31 protein-coding genes are annotated in these 25798 nt (G+C 36.3%); 12 read left to right on the top strand and 19 right to left on the bottom strand.

The window, feature by feature from the left end:
• Positions 1–116: 116 nt before the first annotated feature.
• A complete protein-coding gene (locus OL225_RS16515) occupies positions 117–647 on the bottom strand; it encodes an RNA methyltransferase (RefSeq protein WP_264518959.1) in 531 nt (176 codons plus the stop codon).
• A 5-nt stretch (positions 648–652) separates the two neighbouring features.
• Positions 653–1273: a toxin-antitoxin system YwqK family antitoxin gene (locus OL225_RS16510; RefSeq protein WP_264518958.1), complete on the bottom strand. Its 621-nt coding sequence runs from the start codon at positions 1271–1273 to the stop codon at positions 653–655.
• 55 nt (positions 1274–1328) lie between these two features.
• Between OL225_RS16510 and OL225_RS16505 the strand changes: the two genes are divergently transcribed.
• Complete coding sequence (locus OL225_RS16505) at positions 1329–1928, top strand: hypothetical protein (RefSeq protein WP_255813308.1); 600 nt, start codon at positions 1329–1331, stop codon at positions 1926–1928.
• A gap of 12 nt (positions 1929–1940) precedes the next feature.
• Here the strand turns inward: OL225_RS16505 and OL225_RS16500 are convergent, their stop codons facing one another.
• Positions 1941–2837 carry a bestrophin family protein gene (locus tag OL225_RS16500; RefSeq protein ID WP_264518957.1) on the bottom strand — a complete coding sequence of 299 codons (897 nt, stop codon included), beginning with the start codon at positions 2835–2837 and terminating at the stop codon, positions 1941–1943.
• A 90-nt stretch (positions 2838–2927) separates the two neighbouring features.
• Between OL225_RS16500 and OL225_RS16495 the strand changes: the two genes are divergently transcribed.
• Together OL225_RS16495 and OL225_RS16490 are read left to right on the top strand one after the other, a co-directional pair.
• A complete protein-coding gene (locus OL225_RS16495) occupies positions 2928–3092 on the top strand; it encodes a hypothetical protein (RefSeq protein ID WP_156118374.1) in 165 nt (54 codons plus the stop codon).
• 136 nt (positions 3093–3228) lie between these two features.
• The gene (locus OL225_RS16490; RefSeq protein WP_264518956.1) at positions 3229–4104 is read left to right on the top strand and encodes a cupin-like domain-containing protein; all 876 of its coding nucleotides are present in this window, start codon (positions 3229–3231) and stop codon (positions 4102–4104) included.
• Positions 4105–4373: 269 nt separating this feature from the next.
• Here the strand turns inward: OL225_RS16490 and OL225_RS16485 are convergent, their stop codons facing one another.
• A complete protein-coding gene (locus OL225_RS16485) occupies positions 4374–4904 on the bottom strand; it encodes a GNAT family N-acetyltransferase (RefSeq protein WP_047375992.1) in 531 nt (176 codons plus the stop codon).
• Positions 4905–5028: 124 nt separating this feature from the next.
• Here OL225_RS16485 and mutS point away from each other — a divergent pair, with 124 nt between their 5' ends.
• Positions 5029–7620, top strand: coding sequence for a DNA mismatch repair protein MutS (mutS, locus tag OL225_RS16480; protein ID WP_047375995.1), 2592 nt, complete (start codon positions 5029–5031; stop codon positions 7618–7620).
• A 31-nt stretch (positions 7621–7651) separates the two neighbouring features.
• Here mutS and OL225_RS16475 read toward each other — a convergent pair whose 3' ends face one another.
• The 4 genes from OL225_RS16475 to OL225_RS16460 form a co-directional block, all read right to left on the bottom strand.
• Positions 7652–7819: a hypothetical protein gene (locus tag OL225_RS16475; protein WP_156118375.1), complete on the bottom strand. Its 168-nt coding sequence runs from the start codon at positions 7817–7819 to the stop codon at positions 7652–7654.
• Positions 7820–7979: 160 nt separating this feature from the next.
• A complete protein-coding gene (locus OL225_RS16470) occupies positions 7980–8138 on the bottom strand; it encodes a hypothetical protein (protein ID WP_156118376.1) in 159 nt (52 codons plus the stop codon).
• 42 nt (positions 8139–8180) lie between these two features.
• Entirely contained in the window at positions 8181–8342 is a 162-nt protein-coding gene (locus OL225_RS16465) for a hypothetical protein (protein WP_156118377.1), read from the bottom strand.
• Positions 8343–8454: 112 nt separating this feature from the next.
• A complete protein-coding gene (locus OL225_RS16460) occupies positions 8455–9285 on the bottom strand; it encodes a hypothetical protein (RefSeq protein WP_264518955.1) in 831 nt (276 codons plus the stop codon).
• A 137-nt stretch (positions 9286–9422) separates the two neighbouring features.
• Between OL225_RS16460 and OL225_RS16455 the strand changes: the two genes are divergently transcribed.
• From OL225_RS16455 to OL225_RS16445, 3 genes are all read left to right on the top strand, one after another.
• Complete coding sequence (locus OL225_RS16455; RefSeq protein ID WP_264518954.1) at positions 9423–9911, top strand: TlpA family protein disulfide reductase; 489 nt, start codon at positions 9423–9425, stop codon at positions 9909–9911.
• Between the two features lie 10 nt (positions 9912–9921).
• Positions 9922–10575 carry a thioredoxin family protein gene (locus OL225_RS16450; protein ID WP_264518953.1) on the top strand — a complete coding sequence of 218 codons (654 nt, stop codon included), beginning with the start codon at positions 9922–9924 and terminating at the stop codon, positions 10573–10575.
• Positions 10576–10645: 70 nt separating this feature from the next.
• The gene (locus OL225_RS16445) at positions 10646–11047 is read left to right on the top strand and encodes a DUF2809 domain-containing protein (protein ID WP_047376004.1); all 402 of its coding nucleotides are present in this window, start codon (positions 10646–10648) and stop codon (positions 11045–11047) included.
• Positions 11048–11064: 17 nt separating this feature from the next.
• Here the strand turns inward: OL225_RS16445 and OL225_RS16440 are convergent, their stop codons facing one another.
• Genes OL225_RS16440 through OL225_RS16420 form a run of 5 tightly spaced genes read right to left on the bottom strand, consistent with a single transcriptional unit; the run spans position 11065 to position 15594 of the window.
• Positions 11065–11985, bottom strand: coding sequence for a YARHG domain-containing protein (locus OL225_RS16440; RefSeq protein WP_047376006.1), 921 nt, complete (start codon positions 11983–11985; stop codon positions 11065–11067).
• Entirely contained in the window at positions 11982–12620 is a 639-nt protein-coding gene (locus tag OL225_RS16435; RefSeq protein ID WP_413541855.1) for a DUF2306 domain-containing protein, read from the bottom strand. Before OL225_RS16435 ends, OL225_RS16440 begins: the two co-directional genes overlap by 4 nt.
• A gap of 5 nt (positions 12621–12625) precedes the next feature.
• Positions 12626–13039 carry an energy transducer TonB gene (locus OL225_RS16430; RefSeq protein ID WP_264518951.1) on the bottom strand — a complete coding sequence of 138 codons (414 nt, stop codon included), beginning with the start codon at positions 13037–13039 and terminating at the stop codon, positions 12626–12628.
• Positions 13040–13058: 19 nt separating this feature from the next.
• Complete coding sequence (locus OL225_RS16425; RefSeq protein WP_264518950.1) at positions 13059–14360, bottom strand: alpha/beta fold hydrolase; 1302 nt, start codon at positions 14358–14360, stop codon at positions 13059–13061.
• Positions 14361–14391: 31 nt separating this feature from the next.
• On the bottom strand, positions 14392–15594 hold the full coding sequence (locus OL225_RS16420; protein ID WP_264518949.1) for an NAD(P)/FAD-dependent oxidoreductase: 1203 nt from the start codon (positions 15592–15594) through the stop codon (positions 14392–14394).
• Between the two features lie 114 nt (positions 15595–15708).
• Between OL225_RS16420 and OL225_RS16415 the strand changes: the two genes are divergently transcribed.
• The 5 genes from OL225_RS16415 (at position 15709) to OL225_RS16395 (ending at position 20651) form a co-directional block, all read left to right on the top strand.
• On the top strand, positions 15709–16203 hold the full coding sequence (locus OL225_RS16415) for an acyl-CoA thioesterase (RefSeq protein ID WP_047376015.1): 495 nt from the start codon (positions 15709–15711) through the stop codon (positions 16201–16203).
• A gap of 80 nt (positions 16204–16283) precedes the next feature.
• Positions 16284–17336 (top strand): thiamine-phosphate kinase, encoded by a 1053-nt coding sequence (thiL, locus tag OL225_RS16410; protein ID WP_047376017.1) that lies wholly within the window; start codon positions 16284–16286, stop codon positions 17334–17336.
• Positions 17337–17433: 97 nt separating this feature from the next.
• The gene (locus tag OL225_RS16405) at positions 17434–18255 is read left to right on the top strand and encodes a helix-turn-helix domain-containing protein (RefSeq protein ID WP_264518948.1); all 822 of its coding nucleotides are present in this window, start codon (positions 17434–17436) and stop codon (positions 18253–18255) included.
• A 166-nt stretch (positions 18256–18421) separates the two neighbouring features.
• Entirely contained in the window at positions 18422–19657 is a 1236-nt protein-coding gene (locus OL225_RS16400; RefSeq protein ID WP_264518947.1) for a multidrug effflux MFS transporter, read from the top strand.
• An 85-nt stretch (positions 19658–19742) separates the two neighbouring features.
• The gene (locus OL225_RS16395) at positions 19743–20651 is read left to right on the top strand and encodes a DUF6268 family outer membrane beta-barrel protein (RefSeq protein ID WP_047376026.1); all 909 of its coding nucleotides are present in this window, start codon (positions 19743–19745) and stop codon (positions 20649–20651) included.
• A 100-nt stretch (positions 20652–20751) separates the two neighbouring features.
• Here the strand turns inward: OL225_RS16395 and OL225_RS16390 are convergent, their stop codons facing one another.
• The 6 genes from OL225_RS16390 to OL225_RS16365 all read right to left on the bottom strand — a co-directional run bounded on the left by OL225_RS16390 (position 20752) and on the right by OL225_RS16365 (position 25793).
• On the bottom strand, positions 20752–21486 hold the full coding sequence (locus OL225_RS16390; protein WP_047376029.1) for a LytR/AlgR family response regulator transcription factor: 735 nt from the start codon (positions 21484–21486) through the stop codon (positions 20752–20754).
• On the bottom strand, positions 21476–22537 hold the full coding sequence (locus OL225_RS16385) for a sensor histidine kinase (protein ID WP_047376032.1): 1062 nt from the start codon (positions 22535–22537) through the stop codon (positions 21476–21478). Before OL225_RS16385 ends, OL225_RS16390 begins: the two co-directional genes overlap by 11 nt.
• Positions 22538–22615: 78 nt before the next feature.
• Entirely contained in the window at positions 22616–23209 is a 594-nt protein-coding gene (locus tag OL225_RS16380; RefSeq protein WP_047376034.1) for a porin family protein, read from the bottom strand.
• Between the two features lie 151 nt (positions 23210–23360).
• Positions 23361–23600 carry a hypothetical protein gene (locus OL225_RS16375; RefSeq protein ID WP_255813335.1) on the bottom strand — a complete coding sequence of 80 codons (240 nt, stop codon included), beginning with the start codon at positions 23598–23600 and terminating at the stop codon, positions 23361–23363.
• A 165-nt stretch (positions 23601–23765) separates the two neighbouring features.
• Positions 23766–25073, bottom strand: coding sequence for a hypothetical protein (locus OL225_RS16370; protein WP_264518946.1), 1308 nt, complete (start codon positions 25071–25073; stop codon positions 23766–23768).
• A 153-nt stretch (positions 25074–25226) separates the two neighbouring features.
• Positions 25227–25793: an energy transducer TonB gene (locus OL225_RS16365; protein WP_264518945.1), complete on the bottom strand. Its 567-nt coding sequence runs from the start codon at positions 25791–25793 to the stop codon at positions 25227–25229.
• Positions 25794–25798 lie beyond the last annotated feature (5 nt).

The raw sequence follows: 25798 nt of genomic DNA, 5'->3' as shown, positions 1-25798 counted from the left end.
AATGCCATCAAAATTTGTTTGTAAAGAAAAATAAAGTACCTTTGTCGCCTTTCATTTTTACTTTTTATTAGATTTATTTCAAACTGCACTGTCTACTAATGACATATGCAGTTTTTTTATTTTAATGCTTTAGCAAATTCCCACATCACAATTCCGGCGCACACACTTACATTAAGAGAATGTTTGGTTCCAAGCTGCGGAATTTCTAAAAACACATCAATATTAGGAAGTACTTCATCACTGATTCCTTCTACTTCATTTCCTAAAATCAAGGCATATTTTTTCGATCTGTCAATCGTAAATTCAGTGATAAGCTGACTGCCGGTAGTCTGCTCAATTCCAATGATTTCGTATCCTTTGCTTTTCAGATCAGAAATCGCTGTATTGGTTTCTGCTTCATGAGACCAGTCTACACTTTCTGTTGCTCCCAATGCCGCTTTATGAATTTCACGATGGGGTGGCTGCGGTGTAATTCCACAAAGAACGATTTTTTCAATTAAAAAAGCATCTGCTGTTCTGAAGGCTGCACCTACATTATGCATACTTCTTATATTATCTAAAATGATGACCAACGGAATTTTTTCAACCTTCTTAAATGTTTCTACATCTATTCTGTTAAGTTCTTCCAGTTTTAGTTTCTGTACCAATTGTATTATTTTGTTGAGATTAATTTTCCGTCTTTATAGACTTCTGTTTTTTCTATGCTTCCGTCTTCACGGTAATGAACTCTGTTGCCGTTTCTCTTATCGTTGGCAAGCTCAGTTTCGCGCTGTAACTTTCCTGATGGATAAAACACTTTCCATTTTCCGGTAGCAAGGCCGTTGTCATACTGGCCGATGTCTTTCACTGATTTTCCATCTTCATGGAAGGTTTTGCTTTCACCCTGTAATTTATTGAATTTATAATTCGAAATTTCAGTTATTTTTCCGGTTGGAGAATAAAAAGTAGCTGTAAGACTGTTATCATAAATATTCTTTTCTCCGTTTCTGAAAGCCTCTTTGGAAGTAAGTACTCCATTCTTATCAAAATAAGACCATTCTTTTACTTTGAATCCTTTCTTGTATTCTCCTTTAGACTGTACTTTTCCGTTATCATAATAAAAAACAGCATCTCCGTCCAGCTTTCCTTTTTCCCATTCTACTGTATTTTTTACCTGTCCGTTGTCATAGAATTCTTTGCAGGAACCTTCCTGCAATCCGTTTTTATATCCACAAGGTTTCTGTGCCGTAATCATGACAGAAGTGGAAAAAAACAATAGAAACATGTACTTCATAGCTATTTTTATTTCAAAAATAGTAAAATACTTATATTTGACTCAAAAATATACTATGAAAAAATTATTCACATTATTCATGTTGATGTGGGGATTTATGTATCTGGAAGCACAAAATACGTATTATCCTCAAGCATTTTTCGATAAAAAATTAGCCAGAGACATGCTGGGATTCGGAAATTCCACGATTGAAGGCGTTGCTTCCACAAAACAAAAAAATAATTGGGGTATCAAACCTTTGCTTGGAGAAAAACATTATGCACCCAAAGGAACTGTTGTCATGCTTTTTCCTGTAACTCCTTATTTTGAGGAATTTTATGACATGAGAAAGAAATATGAAAATAAAAAAACAACGGTATATATGTCTGAAGAAGCTTTTAAATACAGAGTAGAAGCTTTAACAGATGATCACGGCAGATTTAAATTCGAAAAACTTAAACCTGGGAAATATTATCTTGAAACGATCGTAAATTTTACGGCGACGGCAAGTTACCAGCAACAGACCGGGACTTCAAATGCTTATAACGGATATGGAGCCTATTTATATTCTACTCCTATATACAGCACGTTTTTCTACGGATATTCTGCTGCCAACAGAGAGAGTAAATTTGTAGAGATAAAACAGGACGGCGAACTCAAAGAAATCAAGCTTTAAAAGCTTGATTTTTTATTTTCTGATCATAATCTGATGCACATTTTTTTCAATATTCTGCGCTAATGTTTCCATAGGAATATCATTTTCGTCATTGTTGAAAGGATCTTCAATTTCTTCTGCAATAAGCTCAAGACTCATTAAAACATAGTATACAAAAACCGTAAGCGGAATCATGAAAAGACCAATGGTGATCACGTAAGCAATAGGCAGGGCAAAAACATACAGGATAATAAATTTCTTGATGAAAGAAGAATAAGAATAAGGAATCGGAGTGTTTTTGATTCTTTCACAGCCTCCGCATACATCCAGAAATCCTGAAAGTTGAGTATCTAGATACAGCATTTCAATCTCTGAGATTTTTCCTTCTTTTTTTAGCTGGTTCAATTTATGAGTGAGAAGGATAACCATTTCACTGGGGCCGTGATTTTTTAAAGAATTTTCAATTTCAGAATAATCTCCATCCAAAGCAAGCCTTGTAGATTCCTTTGAAAGATGTTTGGCTAAAAAGTGAGGGAAATATTTTAAATATCTTGCAATCTGCTCGGCATCCTGACGGTTGTCACCAAGAATAGTATTTATTTTTACCGCGAAATTTCTGGTATCATTTACCAATTTTCCCCAAAGCTTTCGGCCTTCCCACCATCTGTCATAGGCCGTATTGGTCCTGAAAACCAATAAAAGCGAAAGTACGAAACCCAGCAGAGAGTGAATCATTCCCACGTTACTGATTCCTGATTTTGAGGTAAGGTGCAGATATTCTACTTCCAGATACTGAATTCCCCAGGAGTACAATCCTATAAGAAGCATACTTGGAAAAAGAATTTTCAACGTATCACTTTTGTGTAAACTGAAAAGAATTTTAAGGAAATGTTTGGTATTGTAGACTCTCATAAATTCACTTGTTACCACAAATATAATTTTTTTTCATTTAGTGCTGATTTACGGAAAACCGTAATATTTATTTTGAGAGACCTCCTTATTTTGTATTAAAACTAAAATATGGGATATTATAGAAAAGGACACTTTAAAAAAAACGGAACCTGGGTAAGCGGTCATTATGTGAATAAATATGGCAGAAGAAGCTCTAAAGGCCCGCAAGGCTGCGCAGTTATTGTTTTGGGAGGAATTATCTCTATCATAATGTATCTATTGCCTAAGCTTTGAGTAAAATGGTAAGAAGGCGTTGTTTTTTGTACTGTGGAATTGCACTAATTTTCTTCTTTAGCTTATTTCTCTTCTTTTTAAATTTTTACAAGTTTCAAAAAAACACTATTTTTATTTCGCATTAAATACAAAGTACATGATCCTCGAAAACGTAGATACTGTAAATGATATTAGTAAAGAAGATTTTCAGAAGAATTATTTTAAAAAGCAAAAACCTCTTTTGATTAAGAATTTTGCCAGCCGATGGGATGCTTTTGATAAATGGAACCTGGCTTACATCCGGGAAAAAGCGGGAGATCAGGAAGTTCCGCTGTATGACAATAAGCCTGCAGATGCAGCCAAAAGCTCTGATGCTCCGGTAGCCCAAATGAAAATGAGGGACTATATTGATACCATAAAAAGTAAACCCTCAGATCTGCGTATCTTTTTCTATATCATTACAGACAGACTTCCCGAGCTGCTGAAAAATTTCACCTATCCGGATCTTGGAATAAAGTTTTTTAAAAGACTTCCAACGTTATTCTTCGGGGGAAGTGAAGCCCATGTTTTAATGCACTATGATGTTGATTTAGGTGATTTTATGCATATCCATTTTGAAGGAAAGAAAAGAATTCTTTTGTTTGATCAGAAACAGTCTCCATTTTTATATAAGGTTCCTTTATCAGTTCATACGGTTTATGAGGTAGACTATGAAAATCCTGATTACGAAAAATTTCCGGCACTGAAATATGCAAAAGGATATGAGATTTTTATGGAACACGGCGATGCACTTTTTATTCCGGGAGCTTTCTGGCACTTCAACAGATATCTGGAACCAGGTTTTTCACTATCATTAAGAGCTCTTCCCAATAAACCGAACGTATTTGCCAATATGCTGTATCACGTTTTCATTATGCGATACACGGATAAACTCATGCGTAAACTTTTTAAAGCCAAATGGGTGGATTACAAGCAGAAATGGGCCTACAAGAAAAGTTCAGATGCTTTGGAAAAACACCTTTCAGACAAATAAAATATTATACGTTTGACAATTTTAACGCAATGAGCGCAAGGTTTAGGGATACCTGCTGATAAAGGTTCGCAAGGGCGTTTCACTCAGCGAAGAAATTTTGTCAATTTTAACGCATTAAACGCAAGGCTCAGGGCTATCTGCTGATAAACGTTCGCAAAGTCGTTTCACTCAGCGGAACAAGCATTCAATAGCTAAATGAAATGCCTTAGCGAACGAAAAATAGGAAGAACCAATTCTCTTTGTCTCTTCGCGTTAAATTTAAGATCAATTTATTTATTGATAAGCCCGAAGATGGTTGCATCTACGAATTTTCCTTTTTCAAAAAAATAATCTTTTAACGTTCCTTCTTTGCTGAAGTTTAATGAAGACAGCAGCTTTTCAGAAGAAATATTGGAAGGATCAATGAAAGCATCTACACGATGAAGCCTCATGGTTTCAAACCCATAAGTCAGAATGGGAAGGATGGCTTCTTTCATATAAGACTGCTGCCAGAATATTGGATTAAGCTCATAGCCGATTTCAGCTCTGAAATGTTCCCTGTACCAGTTGTGAAAGCCGCAGGTTCCGATGACTTTTCCACTGGATTTAAGTTCAAGCGCCCATCGGAATCCTTTCCCTTTTTCAAATTCACTGTTAAAGTGCTGAATAATGTGCCGGGCGTCTTCTTCTGTTTTGAAGGTTTCCAGATCATAATATTCCATGACTTCATCCAGAGAAAAATACTCGAACAGGTCTTGGGTATCATTGAAAGTAAGCTGACGTAAAATAAGCCTTTCAGTCTCTAAAACAGGAAATTCCATGAATGATGTGATTTGATGGTGAAAATACAATTAATTACTGATAAAGAAAAGTATAGAAGATTAACCCCTAAACAATTCTCTTACCCTGAATTTATTTTTCTAAATTTGGGGCTCATTTTTTACTATGGCAAAATCGAAGAAGGAAACCCCATTAATGACACAGTATAATACCATCAAGGGTAAATACCCGGATGCGCTTTTACTTTTCAGGGTAGGGGACTTTTATGAAACTTTTGGGCAGGATGCTGTGAAAACATCCCAGATCCTGGGCATTGTTCTTACCAAAAGAAACAATGGGGAAGGAAGTGTGGAACTGGCAGGGTTTCCGCATCATTCAATAGATTCTTATCTTCCGAAACTGGTAAGAGCGGGAATGAGGGTGGCAATCTGTGATCAGCTTGAAGACCCTAAAATGGTGAAAGGGATTGTAAAACGAGGAGTCACCGAATTGGTTACGCCAGGAGTTACTTTCAATGATCAGGTTTTAAATTCAAAAAAGAATAATTTCCTGCTTTCTTTACACAAAGAAAAAGAGAAATATGGAATTGCTTTAGTGGATATTTCTACAGGAGAGTTTCTGGTAAGTGAAGGAAACCTGGAAAAGCTGCTGCATATTGTCAATACTTTTGATCCCAGTGAGATCATTTACCAGAGAAGTGTACAGATTCCGGAGCAGATTAAGAACAAGAGTGCCTTTAAACTGGAAGACTGGGCTTTCCAATATAATTTTGCCTACGAGAAATTAACGAATCATTTTAAAACCAATTCTTTAAAAGGATTTGGCGTAGAAAACCTTCCGCTGGCTATTACTGCAGCAGGAGCTATTTTTGCGTATCTGGTAGAAGATACGCACCATAACCTGCTGGCTCATATTACAAAACTTCAGATCATTCCACAGGAAGATTATCTGATGATGGATAATTTTACCCTTAGAAACCTGGAAATTGTTTATCCAAGCAATCCACAAGGGAAATCACTGTTGGATATCATTGATAAAACCTCTACACCAATGGGGGGAAGATTGTTGCGAAGAAGAATCATTCTTCCTTTAAAATCAGTGGATGAGATTATGAGAAGGCTTTCCCTGATTGATTTCTTAAATGGAAATGACCATCTTAAATATGAGATCTGCCAGCTTCTGAAGTCGATTTCTGATCTTGACCGATTAATGGGTAAACTGGCTGCAGAGAAAATTTCACCTAAGGAACTGGGATATCTTCGCCAAAGTTTAATCAATATCCATAAAATCAAAGCGTTATTGCATCCTCATGCGGATGTACTGGCGTGGCTGGAACCCTTGTTTGATCTTGAAGAACTGATTAAGTTCCTGCAGAATCATCTTAATGAAGAGCTTCCGGTAAGCATTGCCAAAGGAAATATCATTAAAGAAGGTGTTTCTGAAGAGCTGGACAGACTGAGAAATTTACAGAATAAGGGACGTGGTTTTCTGGATGAAATGTGCCAGAGAGAAATTGAAAGAACAGGTATTACAAGTCTTAAAATTGATTTTAATAACGTTTTCGGATATTATATTGAGGTTCGAAATACGCATAAAGATAAAGTTCCTGATGATTGGTTGAGAAAACAAACCTTAGTGAATGCTGAAAGATATATTACCGAAGAATTAAAGGAATATGAAAGCCAGATCCTGGGTGCCGAAGAAAAAATAGGGGTTCTGGAAACTTCGCTGTACAGAAACTTATGTACAGAAACGATGGTTTATATTGATCAGATTCAGGGGAATTCCAATATTATTGCTCAGCTTGATGTGGCTGCCGGATTATCTGAACTGGCAGTTTCTGAGAGTTATACAAAGCCTGTTTTAAATGACGGCTATGCTATCGATTTAAAAGAAGCCAGACATCCGATCATTGAGAATGCACTCCCACTGGGTGAAAAATATATCCCAAATGATATCTTCCTGGATAAAGATTCCCAGCAGATCATTATGGTGACGGGGCCGAATATGGCCGGTAAATCGGCAATTCTGCGCCAGACGGCTATTGTTTGTCTTTTGGCTCAGATAGGAAGTTTTGTGCCCGCAAAACATGCTGAAATAGGAATGTTGGATAAGATCTTCACAAGAGTAGGAGCTACAGATAATATCTCTGCAGGAGAATCTACTTTCATGGTAGAAATGAACGAGGCAGCCAATATTCTGAACAATATTTCAGAGCGAAGCCTGATTTTACTGGATGAAATCGGTCGTGGAACTTCCACTTATGACGGGGTTTCTATTGCGTGGGCAATTGCAGAATATCTTCATCAGCATCCAACGCAGGCGAAGACTTTGTTTGCAACTCATTACCATGAACTGAATGAGATGACAGTCAATTTTGAAAGAGTGAAAAATTTTCACGTTTCTATTCAGGAAAATAAAGGAAATATCATTTTCCTGAGAAAACTTATTCCGGGTGGAAGCGAGCACAGTTTCGGTATCCATGTGGCAAAACTGGCCGGAATGCCTGCTAAAGTAGTCAACAGAGCAAATGAAATTCTTAAAACCCTGGAAGCGAGCAGAACTCAGGGAAGCGGAGATACTTCTGAGAGTATCAAAAGAGTGACTGAGGAAAATATGCAGCTCTCCTTCTTCCAGCTGGATGATCCTGTTCTGGAAAATATCCGTGAGGAGCTGACGAAAATAGATATCAATACGCTGACACCAATTGAAGCTTTGATGAAGCTTAATTCGATAAAAAAAATGATTGGAGGGTAATCCAATCATTTTTTTTTACTATTATTTTGTACTAGCAGCAGAATCCATCCTGCATACCAGGAACTCCATACCGATCTTCTCCGGTACGCGGATCTGTACAGCTTATGACTCTTGGGCAGATTGGTCTGTTAGCTCCACCGCTGATCTCTTTCAGTTCTGTTTTGTTTAATTTTCTTTTCTGATTTTTTAAATTTTTCATAATAATTTTAATTTGGTAAAAGCTAATTTACAAGTTATTTTATTATGTTCAAAATATTGTGAGTCAAATTGTTATATTTTTTTTAGTTTAAAATATTAATTCAAAAAAAGATTGAGGGGCTGCCTCAATCCTTTATTATCTAACAAAGCTTTTTTTGATATTAACAGCAATATCCGTCTCTTCCTACAGGTCCGATTACAAACTCGCCGTCACCTCTATCACAAAGTCCTTCCGGACATACGATAGGTCCGTTACCTCCGTTAATTTCTTTCAATTCGCTTTTTGTTAATTTTCTTTTTTGAATGTTTGATTTTTTCATGGTAATTTTAGTTTTGATTTGATTTTTCTTGAAATTTTTTGATTAGCAGCAGAATCCGTCTTTTCCTACAAGACCTGGTACCATCTCTCCTGAATCAGGCTGCATACAGAACCCGCGAAGGCATCTTGGAGGAAGTGCCCCTCCGTTAATTTCTTTCAATTCGCTTTTTACAAGCTTTCTCTTTTGAGTGTTTGAATTTTTCATGGTATTTTTAGTTTGATTGAATTCAAATATATAAAAATGATTTATATAATTCTATTAGTTGTGAAAAAATTAACATATCTGCAAAAAAAAGAGCCTTAGAGGCTCTCTTGTATTATAAATGATTGTATTCGTAAGTATTAATGTCTGTGGAACCTGTAGCTGTGGTTCCTGTTTTATCATAATAGCTTCGGGTTTCTTTTGTAGGATAGCCGCTGGTATTATATTCAAAAATAGATTTAAATATTGTCCATTCAGTTCCGGTTCCATTATTGTAACTGATGATATGATTGTAGCTTAGCGTGTTATGAGCAGATCCGCTTTCATCTTCATTATCAACAATTTTCAGGTATCCGGTAATATTTTTCAAAGGAGCATTTTTTGTATCATATACCACAGTCTTTAAGGTAGAAGTTGCTGTTTCAGTAGTATTATTCTGAGTCCTTGAAAGAGTACCGGTCCAACTGCTCATTGAGCCATCAGCATTCAGTACAGCATTTCTTGTTTCACTTCTTGTTGATGCTGAAGTAGATGCAGTATATACTATTTTTACATTGTTGTTGGCCTGATAAGTGTAGTTAGACTCTGAATTCCATGCTCCGCCGAAATCAATCCCGTTAATTGTTTTTTTAGTTAATCTTCCACTTCCGTCATAAGTATATTTAGTTGTAAGAGAGGTATTTGAACCATTAACTACAGATTGTGAGATAAGATCACCAGAATAGGTAAATGTAGTTACACTTCCTTCAGTAAGATTTTTGATCTGATTAATTTTTGAACCGTTATAAGAAAACGTCAAAACATCTCCGTCCATCGTCATTTTCGTTACCAGAACCGGATTGTTATCATTGTTGTTTCCATTGTTGTTGGATGAATCATTATCATCGTTGCTGCTTGAGCATGATGCCAAAAAGAAAATTGGCAGAAGCAAATAAGTTTTTTTCATGGTTTTAATTTTAAGTCTGTAAAAATATTAAAAAAATGTTTTCTGATGAAAATAAGTTGTTCATTTGTCAATGATTTATGAGATAGGTAAATTTCATTTTTGTATATTGTTGAAATGTAATAGCTTATATTTTTAATATGAGAGACTTAATAAAAATATTCACTATACTTCTGTTTGGTATGGTTTGTAAAGCCCAGCAGACTGAAGTTCCTGTACTAAAATATGAAGATCTGGAGAAGAGAATTCAACAGGAAAAAGATAAATTGCTTGTGGTCAACTTCTGGTCTACAACCTGTGGCCCATGTGTGAAAGAGCTGCCTCACTTTATTGAAGTGAATACGAAATATGCAGATAATCAGAAATTTAAAATGATTTTGGTTTCACTGGACAGGCTGGCAGATAAAGAAAGAGTATTAAAATTCATTAAAAATAAAAATCTTACTGCTGAGGTCCTCTTACTGGATGATATTAAAAGAATGAATACCTGGATTCCAAAGTTTGAAAAAGACTGGGATGGGAATATTCCTGTAACACTGTTCTATAAAAACGGGGTGAAACTTCATTTCAATGACGGTGAAATGAGCAAAGAAGATCTTGAAAAAACAATTAAAGAAAATCTACAATAAATAATCTATTATGAAAAACCTGAAAATTTTAGTAACTGCACTGATTGTTGGGCTTGGATTACTGAGCTTTACAACAACAGATCATGATAAAAGCAAAGCTAAGAAAGAGAATATTTCTGCAAAAGGCTATGAAGTAGGAGATGAAGCTGCGGATTTTAAGCTTAAAAATATTGATGGCAAAATGGTTTCTTTAAGCGATTTTAAGAGTGCAAAAGGATTTATTGTTGTATTTACCTGCAATCATTGCCCATACGCCAAGAAATATGAAGATAGAATTATTGAGCTGGATAAAAAATATAAAGCTCAGGGATATCCGGTAATCGCCATTAATCCCAATGATCCTAATGTACAGCCTGAAGACGGCTATCAGCAGATGATAGAAAGAGCAAAGCAAAAAGGGTTTACTTTCCCGTATCTGGTAGATGAAGGGCAGAAAATTTATCCGCAGTACGGAGCCACAAAGACGCCACATGTTTTTGTACTGAAGAAAGAGAACGGAAAGAATATCGTGAAATATATTGGTGCTATCGACAATAATTATGATAATCCGAATGATGTATCCGAATATTATGCTCAGGATGCCGTAAATGCTCTGATCAAAGGAGATCCTGTAAAAATGACAAAAACAGTAGCCATCGGATGTACAATTAAAGTAAAGAAATAATATATTTGTTTTCCTAAAGATAAGTCGGTGTTCTTTGAGCACCGATTTTTTATGCCTAATCCATTTTGAAATGAAATTACAATTCAGCCTGAAATATCTTCTTCTAACCGTATTTATTTTTCTTGTAGAGGTGTTGATTGCCACCAAACTAAGTCATATTTTCTTCGTAAGAGCTTATCTGGGAGATGTTATTGTGGTGATGCTTCTTTATACTTTCGTAAAGAGCTTTGTAAAAGTAAATAATGAAAAGCTGATTCTGGGGATTCTTATTTTTTCCTTTTTGATAGAATTTGCTCAGTATTTCAATATTGCGGAAAAATTAGGCTTCCGTCCTGGAAGCCTGATGTATATTGTTATCGGTAATTCTTTCTCATGGATAGATAACCTGTGCTATGCCATAGGCTGCCTGATTCTCTATCTTATTGTAAGGATGACAAAAACTGAAAACTTAACCTCAACCCCTAATCCCTAACACCTGCAACCTAGCACCTATCTCCCAAAACTGTCATATTTATCCTCTGCATATTTGGTAAAGCGGTTCAGTAAAGCCACATTTTCCTTTTCCATAGGAGAAAGATCATTGTCTACATTGCTGGAAACCGGAATGTACCAGTCTGTTTGTTCAAAGAAATTTCTGTAGGTTTCTTTTTTGAAAGAGTAGCCATGTCTTGCAAATACGGAATTTTTGATGATCTCAAGATCCAGTTTTCTTAAATTTTTAAGATCTTTTTCAGTCAGTTTCTGTTTGGATGCATTCAGCTTGAAAATTGCCTCTGAGGCTATACGGTTTTTAGACGTTTTATAGCTTTCTGTCTTTCCGGTATCTTCATCTTTGTACTTTTCTGTAAACTCCTTAGGATTGGACCAGTCTACCAGATCAGAATCTTTATCCAACATAAAATTAGGGTTGTAAACAAACTCTTTTTTAGTCAGTTTAAGTGTTTTTGAAGGCGCTTTAACCGTTGTTTTATCAAAGGCATTCCACTTTCCGGTTAAGCTGTCGCCTTTCAGTTTTACTTCAAACCTTCCATCTGTTTTGTCATTTCCCGGTTCATCCAGTACAAAAGACGCTGATGCTTCATTGAAAACTCCTCTGAACGGACGCTGATTGCCATTAACGATACTTTGTCCGTAAACACTGTCCTTAGTGATTCTGTTGATCTTTAAAGAAATTCTTTTATAGTTATCTACATCATATTCTGAACCGTCTGTCTCGTCAACTACTTTTTCCATTCCGGCAAACTCACCGGTATAAATTCCGTAATATTCTTTGTGAACCTCAGGAACAACAACAGAGTCCTTTTTTGCGGTGAGAGAATCTTTCCCTGATTCATTGGTCTTCCCCTCTTTTTTGCAGCTTGCCAAAGAAACGGCCAGTAAGGAAATCAATGTGTAATTTACAATTTTCATAGATGTTTTTTTGTGATTAAATATTCAATAATAAGGATATTGGGAATCCAGCCCAGCCATGCAATGATCTGATACACATCCATAGGATTGGGATGAAATAAATATACAATAATAACTTTCCACATTCTCAGGGTAATAGCAGATAATGTAAAAGCGAAACTGCGCCACATCCATTGTTTGTGTTCTTTAAATTTTTTCTGTCTTGCCAGCTGATATGCTTTAAACGTTGAAAACCACCATAAAAAGCCTAAAATGACAAAAGAAATCTTCGATAGAAGGCCTCCGTTGGCAAAGATTCCCATATAAATTCCTGAAGGTGCAGCAGAGATCAGAATGAGAAAAATATACACTTTTCCCATATTCCGATGGAAATTTTTCAGTCCGAAATTCCGTCTGAGAATAGCCAGAAATCCTGAAAGAAGGACAAAAATACTTGTATATACGTGAGTATAGAAAAATATAAGATATTCAGATCTTTCTACAACTTCCGTCTGCTTAATCATCAGAAAACTGACCTCAGGATTCAATGGAATATACTCTAAGGTAATTTTTAACATCAGCCAAAAGAAATATACAAATCCTATGATAAGAAGGATTCTAAAGAAAGAAGAAATATTTCTTTTAGCCGAGAGCATCCTGATTATTCAAAATTGACAATGAAAGGAAGATTAAACCAAATAAGTACAGGGTTTCCTTTATATTCTCCTGGTTTCCATTTTGCGGTCATAGATTTCATCACTCTTTCCACTTCATTATTAAGGGATTCATTGTCTCCGGTTATCTGAATCGTTTCTATATCACCTTTAGCATTAACGGAGAACTTTGCATTGGAATGGGATTTACCTTTTGGCCCTTTTATTCGGTTAGAATCAATTTTTTGAGTTACCTCCCGCATAAATACTGAAAGCCCGCCGGGATATTCTGCCTGTTTACTTTGTTCAGGCATATACTTATCTCTGGAATGATTTTCTGCAGGTTGTGTTTTGGCCTCCTGTGTCTGAGCAAAGACGAGCCCAAACCCAAGACATAAAATGAATGCTGATATTTTTTTCATGCTTTAATTTGTATTCTGGTTATTTATTTTCAAAAAACTCTATGACCAATTCATTGAACAGCTCTGGTTTTTCTTCGGGAACATAATGATTTGCATTGGGGATAATAGCTAATTGTCCTTTTGAGATAGATTCTGCGATTTTTACCGTATGTTCCGTTTTTATAAGATCACTATCACCAGCAATGATCAATGATGGGCACTGAATTTTATTCAGATCTTCATACTTCCATTGAGGATACTTCAAATCCAGATTGAGAAGATCAATAAAGATATCATTTTTATGGTCTTTATTCTCTTTAGTAAGGCCCACGAGCATTTCTTTCATGGATTTTAAATCATTATCTTTAACTCCTTCCGGAAAAATATTGGCTCCTGAGCATGCTATTTTGTCTACCATCTCCGGATATTTCATGGCCATAGACAGTGCGAGAATTCCTCCGTCACTCCAGCCAAGAATTTTTGTTTTTTTGATGTTCAGCTTTTCTAAAAACTGCTTAATATCCTCTGTCTGAATATCAAAAGTAAGTTCTTTCGTTTTGTCATAAGTAGATCTTCCCCGCTCACGGCAATCTATAATGATCACTTTATATTTTTTAGCAAATGTATCTTTTTGGTTCATAAAGGCACTGATGGATTGGCCATTGCCATGAAGCATAAGAACCGGCTCACCTTCTCCATAGACTTCATAGTATAATCTGATACCATTAACATCCATAAATTTTCCCTCCGGCATTGCTCCGATAATACCACGGCCTCTGATCAACAAAGATTTGCTACCACTGAATGGTTTGTAATCTGAAGCTTCAATTGTAAAATGTTTTACGTGCTTTATTTTCTGAGAACGGATTCCTTCAAACCAACCATTTGAAGATGCAATCTCTTTTTCAAAACCTGAGTTTTCCAGCGGAATTTCAGTCCATTTTTTTGACTTTCCATCATTGACTTCCAACTTAAAATCGTCAAAATAAAAATCCCCGTTGCTTTGTGCAAAAGCTCCGATATTCATGGTCTTCGCAGATGGATTGACGGTTCCTTTTATTTCGTAGGTTTTCCATTCATGGGTTACTTGGATTCCATAATATTGATTTTCAAAGAAACTAGTAGACTCATCTTTATTATCTATTCTGCACCATAACCCGCAATTGGAACCATTATCCTCATTATCTTTTCTGATTTTTGCTGTTATACGGAAGTTCCAGTTAGGTTTATTTTCTATATTGACAGCCTGTGTAAGTGAAGTCCAGTCAGAGACAATCGTTTTTTCCTGGCTGTATCCTAAAAAGAACCAGAATAAAAGAAAGAAACCGAGATTTTTTTTCATGTTTATAGTTTTTAGTAAAAATAATACTTTTTTATAAGGTGTTGAGATCCTGTGCAATAAGCCATCCTTCACTCCAGCATGCCTGAAAATTGAAACCGCCCGTTACGGCATCTATATTTAAGACTTCTCCGGCAATATAGAAATTTGGAAGTAGTTTTGAAGACATGTTTTTAAAGTTAATTTCCTTTAAATCAACACCTCCGGCCGTTACAAACTCATCTTTAAAAGTTGATTTTCCGGTCACCTGAAATTTCTTCCTGCAAAGATTTTCAAGGATTTTCTGCATTTCCTTTCCGGAAATATTAGCCACCTGTTTGTTGAGGTCAACTTTTGAAATATCTAAGATCTTCTGCCAGAATCTGTTGGTAATATCAAAGATCTTAGACTGTCCGATGGTTTTTTTAGGATTGCTTTGTTTAAAATTATTAAAAATTTCTTCTGCTTCATCCGTTTCAACCGAAATAAAATTTACTTCAATTTCAAAGTTATATTTGAGTTTTGCCAGACTTATAGCCTCCCATGCAGAAATTTTCAAAACAGCAGGCCCGGAAAGTCCCCAGTGGGTAATAAGCAGCGGCCCACTTTCCTCGGTTTTCAGCTTCGGGATTGAAATTCCTGCATTTTCAAAACTTGTTCCCGGAATATCTTTCAGCAATTCGTCTTTAATATTAAAAGTAAAAAGGGAAGGAACAAGGTCTACAATCTTATGACCCAGATTTTCAACTATTTTTAAAGATTTTGGAGAGCTTCCGGTAGTATAAACAATATAATCTGCCTCAAAATCCCCTGAATTGGTTTTTACAATATATTTTTCATCCTGCTTTTCAATTTCTTTTACCGTACATTTTGTTTTTACAGAGACATTTTTCTTTTGGGCTTCATTCAGAAAAGTATTAATGATAGTCTGAGAAGAATTGCTTTCAGGAAAAGTTCTGTTGTCATTTTCAATTTTCAACGGAACATTACGTTGATCAAACCATTCCATTGTATCTCCGGGCTGAAATTTGCTGAAAACACTTAATAGTTCCTTGTTTCCACGAGGATAAAACTGAACAAGTTCTCTGGGGTCAAAGCATGCGTGAGTCACATTACAACGTCCGCCTCCGGAAATTTTAACTTTCTGAAGGACATCCGAGTTCTGTTCTAAAATCGTAATTGTATATTTCTTTTCGTCAAGATTGGATGCACAGAAAAAGCCTGCAGCACCGCCTCCGATAATAATGATCTGTTTCATGTATATGTAATCCTATGCGGAAGATTATTTTTTCAAAAGTACAATTTTTATAAACCATCTTATTTGAGTATTTTTGAAGATTATTATTTTATAATACCCAAAAACGATTTTCAAATGATTTTCTACCATAAATTTGAAGTGCGATGGAGCGATCTTGATGCTAATAAGCACTTAGCCAACTCATCATATGTACAATATTGTGCGCAAGCCAGAATGGCTTTTATGACTAAAGAGAAAATGGGAGTAACCCAGCTAAGCAGATGGGGAATTGGTCCTGTGATCCTGCATGAAAGATATTCTTTCTTCAAAGAAATCTACGCAGATCAGATCGTCATTGTAAGTGTAGAAATAGACGGATGTGCAGAAGATTCTTCTATCTACCGTTTCGTACATAAATTCTATACACCGGATGGAATGCACTGTGCTACTGCAGAGGCTACAGGAGTATGGATTGATATGATGCTTAGAAAAATGACCACTCCGCCGGATGATGTAGTGGAAGCAATGAATAAGTATAAAAGCCCGGAAACTGTTGTATTGTCAAAAGAAGACTTTAAAAAATTTCCTTTCCACCCACACAACATAGACCCGGCAGAACTTACTCAATAATTCAAAGTTTAAAATTCAAGGTGATGATGATTTTCAAAGTCATTAATACATTTTACATTAGACATTAATACAAAACAATCATGTTTGAAGATAAATCACAGGAGCTGACGCCCATTTCAAAATTAGGAGAATTCGGTCTTATTAAGCATTTGACAGAACATTTTCCGCTATCCAATGAGTCTTCGGAGCTTGGAGTGGGAGATGATGCGGCAGTAATCAATCCTGATAACAAAAAAGTAGTTCTTACAACAGATGTACTGGCGGAAGGAGTGCACTTCAATCTGGGGTATGTGCCGTTGAAGCACTTAGGATATAAAGCTGTCGTGGTAAACCTTAGTGATATTGCAGCAATGAATGCAACTCCTACACAGATACTGGTTTCTCTTGCCGTTTCTAACCGTTTTCCGGTGGAAGCTTTAGAAGAAATCTATTCCGGAATTCAAGCTGCTTGTGGAAGATACAAAGTTGATCTGATTGGAGGAGATACTACAAGTTCCAATTCAGGGCTGGTAATGAGCATTACTGCTGTAGGGATTGAAAATGAAGAAAATATCGTAAAAAGAAGCGGAGCAAAACCTAATGATCTTCTTGTGGTAACAGGAGATTTAGGCGGCGCCTACATGGGTTTACAGATTCTGGAAAGAGAACATGCTGTGTATCTTGCAGATCCGAACATGCAGCCGGAAATGGAAGGATACGACTATATCCTGGAAAGACAGCTGAAGCCTGAAGCAAGAACAGACGTTAAAACGATTCTGGAAGAACTGGATATAAAGCCAACTTCTATGATCGATATTTCAGATGGTCTGGCTTCCGAAATTCTTCACCTTTCAGATCAGTCGAAAGTAGGGTTCAGGTTGTATGAAGAAAAAGTACCATTGGATAATCTTACGATTTCTACTGCAGATGAAATGAATCTGAATCCGGTAATGACTGCTTTAAGTGGTGGTGAAGATTATGAACTTCTGTTCACGATTTCACCGGATGATTTTGATAAAATTAAAAACCACCCGGATTTTACCATTATAGGACATGCTGTAGACAAAGAAGAAGGAAACTTTATGGTAGCGAGAGGATCAAACCAGCTGGTAGCACTTACTGCTCAGGGTTGGGACGCTTTTTTAAACCAATAAAACCGAAAATTATATTTAATTTTAAATATTGTAAGAAAACCGCAGCACTTTTTTTGCTGTGGTTTTTGTTTATCGTTAATTACTTTATCATACAGTAATGATTACACCAGAAAAAGAAATCCCGGTTCACCATCTGACTTCTGAAGAATTTCAGATGAGTACTCTGAGCGCGGCAGGCCCGGAGAATTTTCACGATGTTCACCGGCATAATTTTTTTGAAATTATCTGGTTCAGGGAGGTGTATGAAAACAGCCGGTTAGAACTGGACTTTGAAAGCTATAAACTTGAAAACAATCAGATCTGTATCATTGCACCGGGACAGGCATTCAATATGAAACTGGAAGGAGAGGAAGGGTATGCAATGGCCATAAGCAGAGAGATTTTCAACGAAGCCTGTGATATAGAATCTGTACTCACAGGAGGAGAACTTCCCTTTTTTTTAAATCCGAAAAACGAAAAAACCTGCAGTACAATTATATCACTGATTGAGCAGGAATATAAAACATTATCAAGAACTGAACTCTTAAAGGCATACCTGAAAGCATTTTGTATCATCATCGGAGAGCAAATCAACCCTCAGGAACCTTTATTGAATGACCGTCAGCGCATTCAGGAACTGGTGGGACTTATTGAGAGGCATTATATAGGACATAAAGAAACAGGTTTCTACGCTGATCAGTTGAAGATAAGTACGCATCATCTTAATGATATTGTGCGCCTTTTGAGAGGAACAACGGTAAAAAAAATGATTTCCCAGCGTCTTATCCTGGAAGCTAAAAGAGAACTCAGCTTTGGAGCTCTCACAGTAAAGGAAATTGCTTTTAAACTTGGTTTTAACGATGCTTCATATTTTTCAAGGTTTTTTAAGAAACATACGAACCAAAATCCTGACAACTTTAAGAATAATGAAAAACGGTAATCTTCAATATTTACTGTAATGATGTGCTTAAATTAGTAATTTTGATTTATTATTGTATTTGAATCTTCAGTTTGTCCTATACTTCCTTCAGTTCTTTTATTGAAATATGATGCTTTTTACATCAACTTTGCAGCTGAAAAACCGCCTGTGAAGGCTTATGTATTTTATGAAGAAGAATTTGAATATTGTGGTGTTTATTTTAGCACTGCTCAACACATTGGAGTCGCTAAGTATAGATCTTTATCTTCCCGCTTTCCCAAGTATGGCCCAAATTTTTAATACCGATATCGGACATATTCAGATATCCATTTCGGTGTTCTTTGCCGGGTTTGCTTTCGGGCAATTGTTATGGGGACCTTTATCCGATAAAAAAGGAAGGAAACCCATGCTGTATTGCGGGCTTTTACTTTTTATTATAGGAGCAACGGCTATCTATTTTACCTCAGATATTTATGTGTTATGGGCAATGCGTTTTCTGCAGGCGTTCGGAGGAAGTGCCGGAATTGTTATCGGAAGGGCAATTATTATTGATCTTTATGATAAACAGAAATCGGTAACCATCTTTTCCCAGCAGTCTCAGATCAGTGGTATCGCTCCCATTGTAGCTCCGTTACTGGGAAGTGTTTTCCTTAAATTCTGGGGCTGGAACAGTTCTTTTGGATTTTTATGCATTATGGGACTGATAACGCTTTTCATGGTATACAGATATGTACCGGAAACGAATAGCAGAATCAACCTTCCCGATGAGGATCTGATGAATGAAAAAGGATTAAAAGACCAGCTGAAAATGATCATTTCCAATAAAGATTTTATCAACAGTACGATGGTGGGAAGTATTGCGTTTGCTTCCCTTATTATCTACATCTCGAATGCGCCGTTTTTATTTATGGAAATCCATGGTTTCTCAAGCAGCGTGTTCAGTTTTATATTTGCTTTTAATTCCCTGGCATTGATAACAGCAGCTTATATTACGCCTAAACTGATCAAAAGGATAAGCAATTCATCGCTTTTATTTACGGCTACCATTGTATTACTGGTTGTATGTTCTCTTCATATTCTGATTGCCGCTGAAAATGTTTCTGTAGCCCTGGAAATTGCGATGCTTTATCTTTCATTACTGGCTATCGGTATTTTGTTTCCTATTACATCTGCCCATGCGTTGTCTCCGTTTAAAGAAGGAAGAGGAACAGCGGCGGCTTTGCTTGGATTCATGCAGCTGATGGTTACGTTTTTAATGTCAGCATTACTTGGGTTTTTAGAAGCAGATTCTATAATTCCAATGGTGGTAACACGCTCTGCTATGGCATTGATTGCTGTGTGGTTCGGATATCACATTTTTAAAGCTCAAAAAAGAGAAAATTTAAATACCAGTTCTAATCCGGAAACTCATCCTCTTATTTGATCCTGTTGTCATACAATCCAGACACTTAATCAAGTAATTTTTGTAAAAAATAACCAAAGGGCTCTCTTTGCATAAAATTTAAAATATGAAAAGAACCCTTTCGACGGTTTTATGCTGTTTATTGCCATTAGGTTATTGGGTAAGTGCACAATCCGGAATCTCTGCAGAACTGAAAACAGAATATATTCCGGGCTCAAACTATATCCGCCCTGAAGACAGTACAAAGACGAATTCCAAAAGTGATTTTAAAAGAATAGATCTTAACCTCAGTATTCCGTTATCTGTAAAAAAAGATACCGACGGGAAAGTAAGGTCGTGGTCTATGCTGTTGAGCGGATCTTACGCAAAGATGGCACACAAAAATTACGAAACCCAGTTATTTCCGGATCAGATGCTGAATGCGCAGGTCGGGATACAGCATTTAAGACCTTTAGGTAAAAAGTGGAGTATGATGATGACAGCATCGGTGGGAGTGTATACAGACCTTGAAAGAGTCAGTTTTGATGATGTGCTGGGACAGGGAGGACTTTTATTTATCAGACATTTTAATCCTAATCTTTCATTGGGTGGAGGGCCTGTTCTTACCACTGCCTTTGGAGTTCCTATGATTTTACCATGGATTTATTTTGACTGGAAGACCAATGGAAAAATTAAGTTCAACATCAATTTCCCGCAAGGGATGGAAGCCGGTTATCTGTTTTCAGATAAATTTGCTTTAAAAGCTGTTGTAGATCTCAACGGGATGACGGTAGAGAGAAATGTAGGCGGAAAATCTATGCTGTTGGGCTACCAGCAGATCACTGCGGGCCTCAGACCAGAATTGAAAATCAATGACAGACTTACGTTGCGTCTCACAGGTGGAACGGCAATACTGAGAAGTTTCAACGAAAATGACCGTAAGATCAAAAATATTTTCAGAGACAAAAAAGTAGCGGATCCAAGATTTGCAAGTACATTCTACGCTGCAGTATCGCTACGCTGGAATCTGCCATAAGAAAAAATAAACTGGAGGCTGAGAACATACAATATTGAATACAATGAGTTAATTATTCATTGTACTTTATAACTCCCAGCTTCCGGCTTATTTCTTCCAGCTACTTACTTATTAATTTTTTATACACCACCTGATTAAGCAATTCTTCTTTTCGGGTACGGGAAATCGGAAGCTCAATTTTATTAATGAAAAGCCGTCCTCCCGAGATCATATCAATATGGGTAATATTGATGAGGTAAGATTTGTGAATCCTGAAAAAATGATCTGAAGGAAGAGATTCCTCAATGGCTTTCATCGTCTGATGAATAATCAGAGATTTATCCTTAAAATGAAGCTTGGTGTAATTCTGCATACTTTCAATGTACAAAATATCTACCCAGGAAACCTTAATAAATGAGTCAGACTGCCTCACATACAAAAAAGGATCATCCAGAGAAGTATTCTTTTTCAATTTTTCACTGATGATAAACTGTTGCTGTGCCTTATTCACTGCCTGATAAAAACGGTTAAAAGCAATGGGTTTTAAAAGATAATCTACAACCTGCAAACGAAATCCCTCCAGAGCATATTCAGAATAAGCCGTGGTAAGAATACACAAAGGAGGATTTTCCAGCTGTTCCAGAAACTCCAGACCGGTAAGATAAGGCATATTGATATCAAGGAAAAGTAGATCTATTTCGCTCTCTTTTACTTTGGCATCTGCTTCCAGTGCTGTAGCGCATGTACCTTCAACAGATAAAAAGTCAATTTGACCGGCCAGTTCTTTAAGATGAAATCTGGCCAGAGGTTCATCATCTATAATCAGGCATTTCATTTTAGGAATATTAGAGCTCATGATAGTCAGATAAAGTTAAAATTAAAGTTATTTTGAAGGTATGATGATCTGATTCAATTTTTAGATCGTGAGAGTCAGGATATTGCAGTTTTAAACGTTTTTTTACATTTTGAAGGCCAATTCCGCCCGCTCCGTCTTTCTTTTTATAGGTTGCCATATCAGAATAGGAATTTTCAACATAAAAATAGAGGTTATTGCTTTTTTCTTTACAGGAGATTTTTATATACCCTTTATGTCCGGGAAGCCTGCAGACATACTTAAAGGCATTTTCTATAAAAGGAACCAGCAGTAACGGAGCAATAAAAGCTTTCCTGTTATCAATTTCCCATGAAGCTTTTACATCCAGTTCATTTCCCCATCTCAATTTTTCTACCTCAACAAGATTCTGAAGGTATTCAATATCTTTATCCAAAGGTACCAGTGGCTGATTGCAATGATACAGCTGATACCGGAGAATATCCGAAAACTTCATCAGTAAAAAGTCCGCAAGCTGTGTATCCGTTTTCATCAGAATGTGAATATGATTCAGAATATTGAATACAACATGAGGGTTGATCTGATCCTGTAAAAGTTTAAGCTGGTTTTCCAGATGCGCTTGCTGGAGAAGAATATGATCACGTTCTATTCTTCCGTGTTCTTTATAAAATTTTATACCGCATGCTGCTCCATTGATCAGAAAAGAAGCTGGTAAAGACATGTAAAAGCCTTTCCACAAAAAAGGAAGTTGGTCTGAAAAATTCTTTGGAAGCTGATCTTTGGGTGCAACTTCAAGATAAGTGAAGACAAAAGAGAATACCAGACTGAGCAGGAAAATAACAAGTACCGCCTGTACCAGAAACAATTTCATTTTCTTTTCCAGAAGTGCTTTCGGTAAAAATCTATTGGTTAAAAAATGAGTCAATATAAATGAGAAGACTGCAATAATCGCAGCCTGAGTCATTGCAAGATATTTTTCTGTTGTACTTTGGAAATTAAACCACAATACAATAGCGAGAACAAGCCAGAAAATAAAAGTGAATATATATTCTTTTAAAACAAAAGATTTTGTCATGGAAATGGAAATAGGTTGATAAAAAAATTAGAAACTGCAGGGAAACAGTTTCTAACAGGTAAAGATAATTTAAGTTTTTTAGAACAGGAAATAACCTATTCCGAGGGAAAAACTGTGGGGTTTGGACTTAAAGTCTTTACTGATGCTTGAAAGACCGGTTTCATACCTAAGATCTACCGTGAAGTTCTTATAATCTACTCCAACACCTCCCGTAATGCCAATATTGGATTTGTCAAAATTTTTAAATCCCTCCTGAAAAGCCTGAGAAGTAGATACTTTATTGTTAAAGGCGTAGCTGTAAACACCTCCGGCAAATACTCTTACATTAAAATCATCTGCTTTAATCAGTTTATATCCTACTACTACAGGAATATCAATAGCGTTCCAGGAAAGTTTTGAAGAGTTCCCGTCTTGAGATGTGTATGATGTCTTTCTTTTGTTGAACAGAGCTTCTCCCTGTACATATAACTTTCCGAGATCTACTCTTGTCATTACTCCTGCCTGATAGCCGAGTCCATATTTCCCTTCCAAAGAAGATTCCGTTGAGGTTTTTGTAAAGTTTGCCCCTCCCTTGACCCCAATGTGAAAAGCCGGAGCTTGTTGTGCTTTCGTTTCTATACCGCAAAAAATACATAATAACAATGTACTTAGAGCGAAAAATTGCTGCTTCATAATTAATTGTGTTAAAAATCTGATGCAAAACAACAACTATGAAGTGGGGAGTGAAATTTTATTTGATGAACGGCAAAGATACTTTGACAAGACTCTGTTTTAGGATGAAAAATAAAAAACCGGAAGTATCACTACTCCCGGTTTGCTATTACTAATACGGTTGTTCTTCACAAATAGATGGAGGGTTGCATCCACCACCGCCTCCGCCAGGGTTTCCACCTCCTCCTACAGCGATGCATTGTCCCGGATTTCCGTCTTCATACATTTCACATGCATATCCCCAGGCACATTGGCAGTCGTCCTGACAATTGTAAGAGTTGCCTCCCATATGGCAGCCGTCTATTCCGCTGCCCAGAATTACAGATAAGTCCTTTCTCAAAAGTTTTTTCATTGTTTTCATGATTAATTTGGTGTTAAATGTTATTGTTTAAAATTGTACATCCTTGTAAATATAATAAAATTGTCTTAATGGATTGTAAATGAATTGCATGCAGATGCATTATACGAAGAAAGCCACTACAAGAGCGGCTTTCTTATGATAGTTAAACGTTTTGTCTTAGAAACTGAAATCCTTTTGATACAGCATATATTCTTTTTTGAAAAGAGGAATCGTTCCTTCATATCTGAGAGGAGCTATTCCAAAACCATAGAACATATCAGCCTGAATTTTGCCTTTTACAGAGATCACACCTTTTCTTTCAGGTATGAATGTTAACCCTAAAGATGAAAGAGCAGAAGCTCTTCCTCTTAATCCGGAATTGGCAATAGGAATAGAAATAAACATCAGCCCTACTGCTCCCTTAGCTTCTAAACCTGCTTCAGCAGATAAGTTTCCTTCTGCTCCTGTGATGGCGGGATCTGATTTCTTTTGAAGATTTATGTTAATCGCTGGAGTTTTGCTTACCAAAAAGTTAGCATTTCCTTCAAGATCCAAAAGTTGTCCCTGTACTTTTCCTGTTGCCTGTACTCCCAGAAATGGTCCGGCAGAAAGAGTAGGGCTTAAGATCAGTCCGGTAGGTCCTAAAACGATAGGAACAATAGGAATATTCAGGTAGTCTGTAGTACTTGCCGTATAGCCAAGACTTCCTACAATACTTGCTGTGCTCTGAAGTTTAATATCATCCATGATGAGGTTAACATAAAAATTGGACAAATGCCCCCATGAGAAAGTAATATTGTAATCAATTTTTGGAGTAAATCCACCGTTTACATTTACACTGGATGTACCCGCTGAAGATAGAGGGAATGAAAAGGTTTTATTAAAATCAAAACGGTTGAAAGCAATTATTTTCTGGTTTTGAATGTTTTTTGCTTCAATAGAAAGTATTTTTTGATTGATTTGCTCAGAAATCATACCTTCTACAGGAACATAGTTTACCATTCTTCCGTCAATATTAACAGGTGCTTTACCTGATGGGTCATAAACCCCGCTCAATGTTCCGCTATAGATAAATTCTTCAAGTTTTGCACTGGAAGTCTGTACTTTAAACTGGTTATTCAATGTAGAAACAGAACTTACTTTTGAAAGAATGGTATTCACCTGATCACCTTCTATCTTAGTTCCTACAATAACAGTTCCTACCGAAATACTGTCTGTTTGCGGAGTTGTTCGGCTAAATGTAATTTCTCCGTCATTATGAGTGGAAATTGCATTTACCGATTCATCATTCAGAATAATAACATTCTTCTGTAAGGTCAGATTTCCCAAAGTCTTCATCTGAACAGACTCTGCAGGTTTTTCAACAGGTGCATCCGCGAGATCATCCTGAGAACAAGACGTTAAAAGAAAGAAACAGAAAAAAGATAAAAGAAGAGAAAAGTAAAATTTTCTGTTGATTTTGAAGTGGCTAGATTTCATTTTCATATACAGTGATTTTAAGTTTTCTCTAAATTAGGTGAATTTTTTAAGGTTTACAAAAGGATAGTGTTAAATTAGTGTCAATAACATAATGAATTTTAGTAATGTTTTTAAATATAAAAAAGAAAAACCCACTACCATCGTAGCGGGTTCTATGTATTATTTTTTAAAAGTTAATGTTAAAGGAACAGAAACATTGGAAGAGACCGGTTTTCCTTTGTCTTCTGCAGGTTTCCATTTGCCTTTATCTTTAATCCTGTAAAAAGCAGCTTCAATAAATGCATTTACATCTTCATTATTTCCTTTTACATTAGGGTCCAGAACATTTCCCTTTGAATCAACTACAAAAGTTATTGTTGCTTTGTAGGTTTCCGAAGAAAAATTTAAAAAATCAAGATCCACAGCTTCATATAATAATTTTTGAAAGGCTGCTTTGCCTTTATCGTATTCAGCTTCTTTGGTGATTTTTGCTTTTGTGGGAGGATCTGCAGCGATCATTTTCTGATCTTCAAGAGAAGCCTTATCCAAAGCATCTTTGTACGCAGCTATTTTATCTTCCGTCAAAAGCCATTCTTTCTTCGTTCTTAAATCATTAGGCTTAGGATATTTATTATACAGAGCCGTTTTCTTTCTTTCATAGCGTGAATCTGCCCTTTGAAATTCAGAAATCTGGGCACTGCCGAAAATAAAAGTGAAAATGAATGCTGATGCTAAGACCTTTTTCATGATTT

It is taken from the genome of Chryseobacterium viscerum (assembly GCF_025949665.1).
Taxonomy (GTDB): Bacteria; Bacteroidota; Bacteroidia; order Flavobacteriales; family Weeksellaceae; genus Chryseobacterium; species Chryseobacterium viscerum_A.
The sequence above is the reverse complement of the archived record's forward strand: the minus strand, read 5'-3'. Positions and strand labels throughout refer to the sequence as shown.

Bases quoted from the DNA above. Each gene is read 5' to 3' on its own strand.
- OL225_RS16510 (WP_264518958.1), bottom strand. From the start codon at position 1,273: ATGAAGTACATGTTTCTATTGTTTTTTTCCACTTCTGTCATGATTACG.
- OL225_RS16505 (WP_255813308.1), top strand. From the start codon at position 1,329: ATGAAAAAATTATTCACATTATTCATGTTGATGTGGGGATTTATGTAT.
- OL225_RS16495 (WP_156118374.1), top strand. From the start codon at position 2,928: ATGGGATATTATAGAAAAGGACACTTTAAAAAAAACGGAACCTGGGTA.
- OL225_RS16490 (WP_264518956.1), top strand. From the start codon at position 3,229: ATGATCCTCGAAAACGTAGATACTGTAAATGATATTAGTAAAGAAGAT.
- OL225_RS16485 (WP_047375992.1), bottom strand. From the start codon at position 4,904: ATGGAATTTCCTGTTTTAGAGACTGAAAGGCTTATTTTACGTCAGCTT.
- mutS (WP_047375995.1), top strand. From the start codon at position 5,029: ATGGCAAAATCGAAGAAGGAAACCCCATTAATGACACAGTATAATACC.
- OL225_RS16475 (WP_156118375.1), bottom strand. From the start codon at position 7,819: ATGAAAAATTTAAAAAATCAGAAAAGAAAATTAAACAAAACAGAACTG.
- OL225_RS16470 (WP_156118376.1), bottom strand. From the start codon at position 8,138: ATGAAAAAATCAAACATTCAAAAAAGAAAATTAACAAAAAGCGAATTG.
- OL225_RS16465 (WP_156118377.1), bottom strand. From the start codon at position 8,342: ATGAAAAATTCAAACACTCAAAAGAGAAAGCTTGTAAAAAGCGAATTG.
- OL225_RS16460 (WP_264518955.1), bottom strand. From the start codon at position 9,285: ATGAAAAAAACTTATTTGCTTCTGCCAATTTTCTTTTTGGCATCATGC.
- OL225_RS16455 (WP_264518954.1), top strand. From the start codon at position 9,423: ATGAGAGACTTAATAAAAATATTCACTATACTTCTGTTTGGTATGGTT.
- OL225_RS16450 (WP_264518953.1), top strand. From the start codon at position 9,922: ATGAAAAACCTGAAAATTTTAGTAACTGCACTGATTGTTGGGCTTGGA.
- OL225_RS16445 (WP_047376004.1), top strand. From the start codon at position 10,646: ATGAAATTACAATTCAGCCTGAAATATCTTCTTCTAACCGTATTTATT.
- OL225_RS16440 (WP_047376006.1), bottom strand. From the start codon at position 11,985: ATGAAAATTGTAAATTACACATTGATTTCCTTACTGGCCGTTTCTTTG.
- OL225_RS16435 (WP_413541855.1), bottom strand. From the start codon at position 12,620: ATGCTCTCGGCTAAAAGAAATATTTCTTCTTTCTTTAGAATCCTTCTT.
- OL225_RS16430 (WP_264518951.1), bottom strand. From the start codon at position 13,039: ATGAAAAAAATATCAGCATTCATTTTATGTCTTGGGTTTGGGCTCGTC.
- OL225_RS16425 (WP_264518950.1), bottom strand. From the start codon at position 14,360: ATGAAAAAAAATCTCGGTTTCTTTCTTTTATTCTGGTTCTTTTTAGGA.
- OL225_RS16420 (WP_264518949.1), bottom strand. From the start codon at position 15,594: ATGAAACAGATCATTATTATCGGAGGCGGTGCTGCAGGCTTTTTCTGT.
- OL225_RS16415 (WP_047376015.1), top strand. From the start codon at position 15,709: ATGATTTTCTACCATAAATTTGAAGTGCGATGGAGCGATCTTGATGCT.
- thiL (WP_047376017.1), top strand. From the start codon at position 16,284: ATGTTTGAAGATAAATCACAGGAGCTGACGCCCATTTCAAAATTAGGA.
- OL225_RS16405 (WP_264518948.1), top strand. From the start codon at position 17,434: ATGATTACACCAGAAAAAGAAATCCCGGTTCACCATCTGACTTCTGAA.
- OL225_RS16400 (WP_264518947.1), top strand. From the start codon at position 18,422: ATGAAGAAGAATTTGAATATTGTGGTGTTTATTTTAGCACTGCTCAAC.
- OL225_RS16395 (WP_047376026.1), top strand. From the start codon at position 19,743: ATGAAAAGAACCCTTTCGACGGTTTTATGCTGTTTATTGCCATTAGGT.
- OL225_RS16390 (WP_047376029.1), bottom strand. From the start codon at position 21,486: ATGAGCTCTAATATTCCTAAAATGAAATGCCTGATTATAGATGATGAA.
- OL225_RS16385 (WP_047376032.1), bottom strand. From the start codon at position 22,537: ATGACAAAATCTTTTGTTTTAAAAGAATATATATTCACTTTTATTTTC.
- OL225_RS16380 (WP_047376034.1), bottom strand. From the start codon at position 23,209: ATGAAGCAGCAATTTTTCGCTCTAAGTACATTGTTATTATGTATTTTT.
- OL225_RS16375 (WP_255813335.1), bottom strand. From the start codon at position 23,600: ATGAAAAAACTTTTGAGAAAGGACTTATCTGTAATTCTGGGCAGCGGA.
- OL225_RS16370 (WP_264518946.1), bottom strand. From the start codon at position 25,073: ATGAAAATGAAATCTAGCCACTTCAAAATCAACAGAAAATTTTACTTT.
- OL225_RS16365 (WP_264518945.1), bottom strand. From the start codon at position 25,793: ATGAAAAAGGTCTTAGCATCAGCATTCATTTTCACTTTTATTTTCGGC.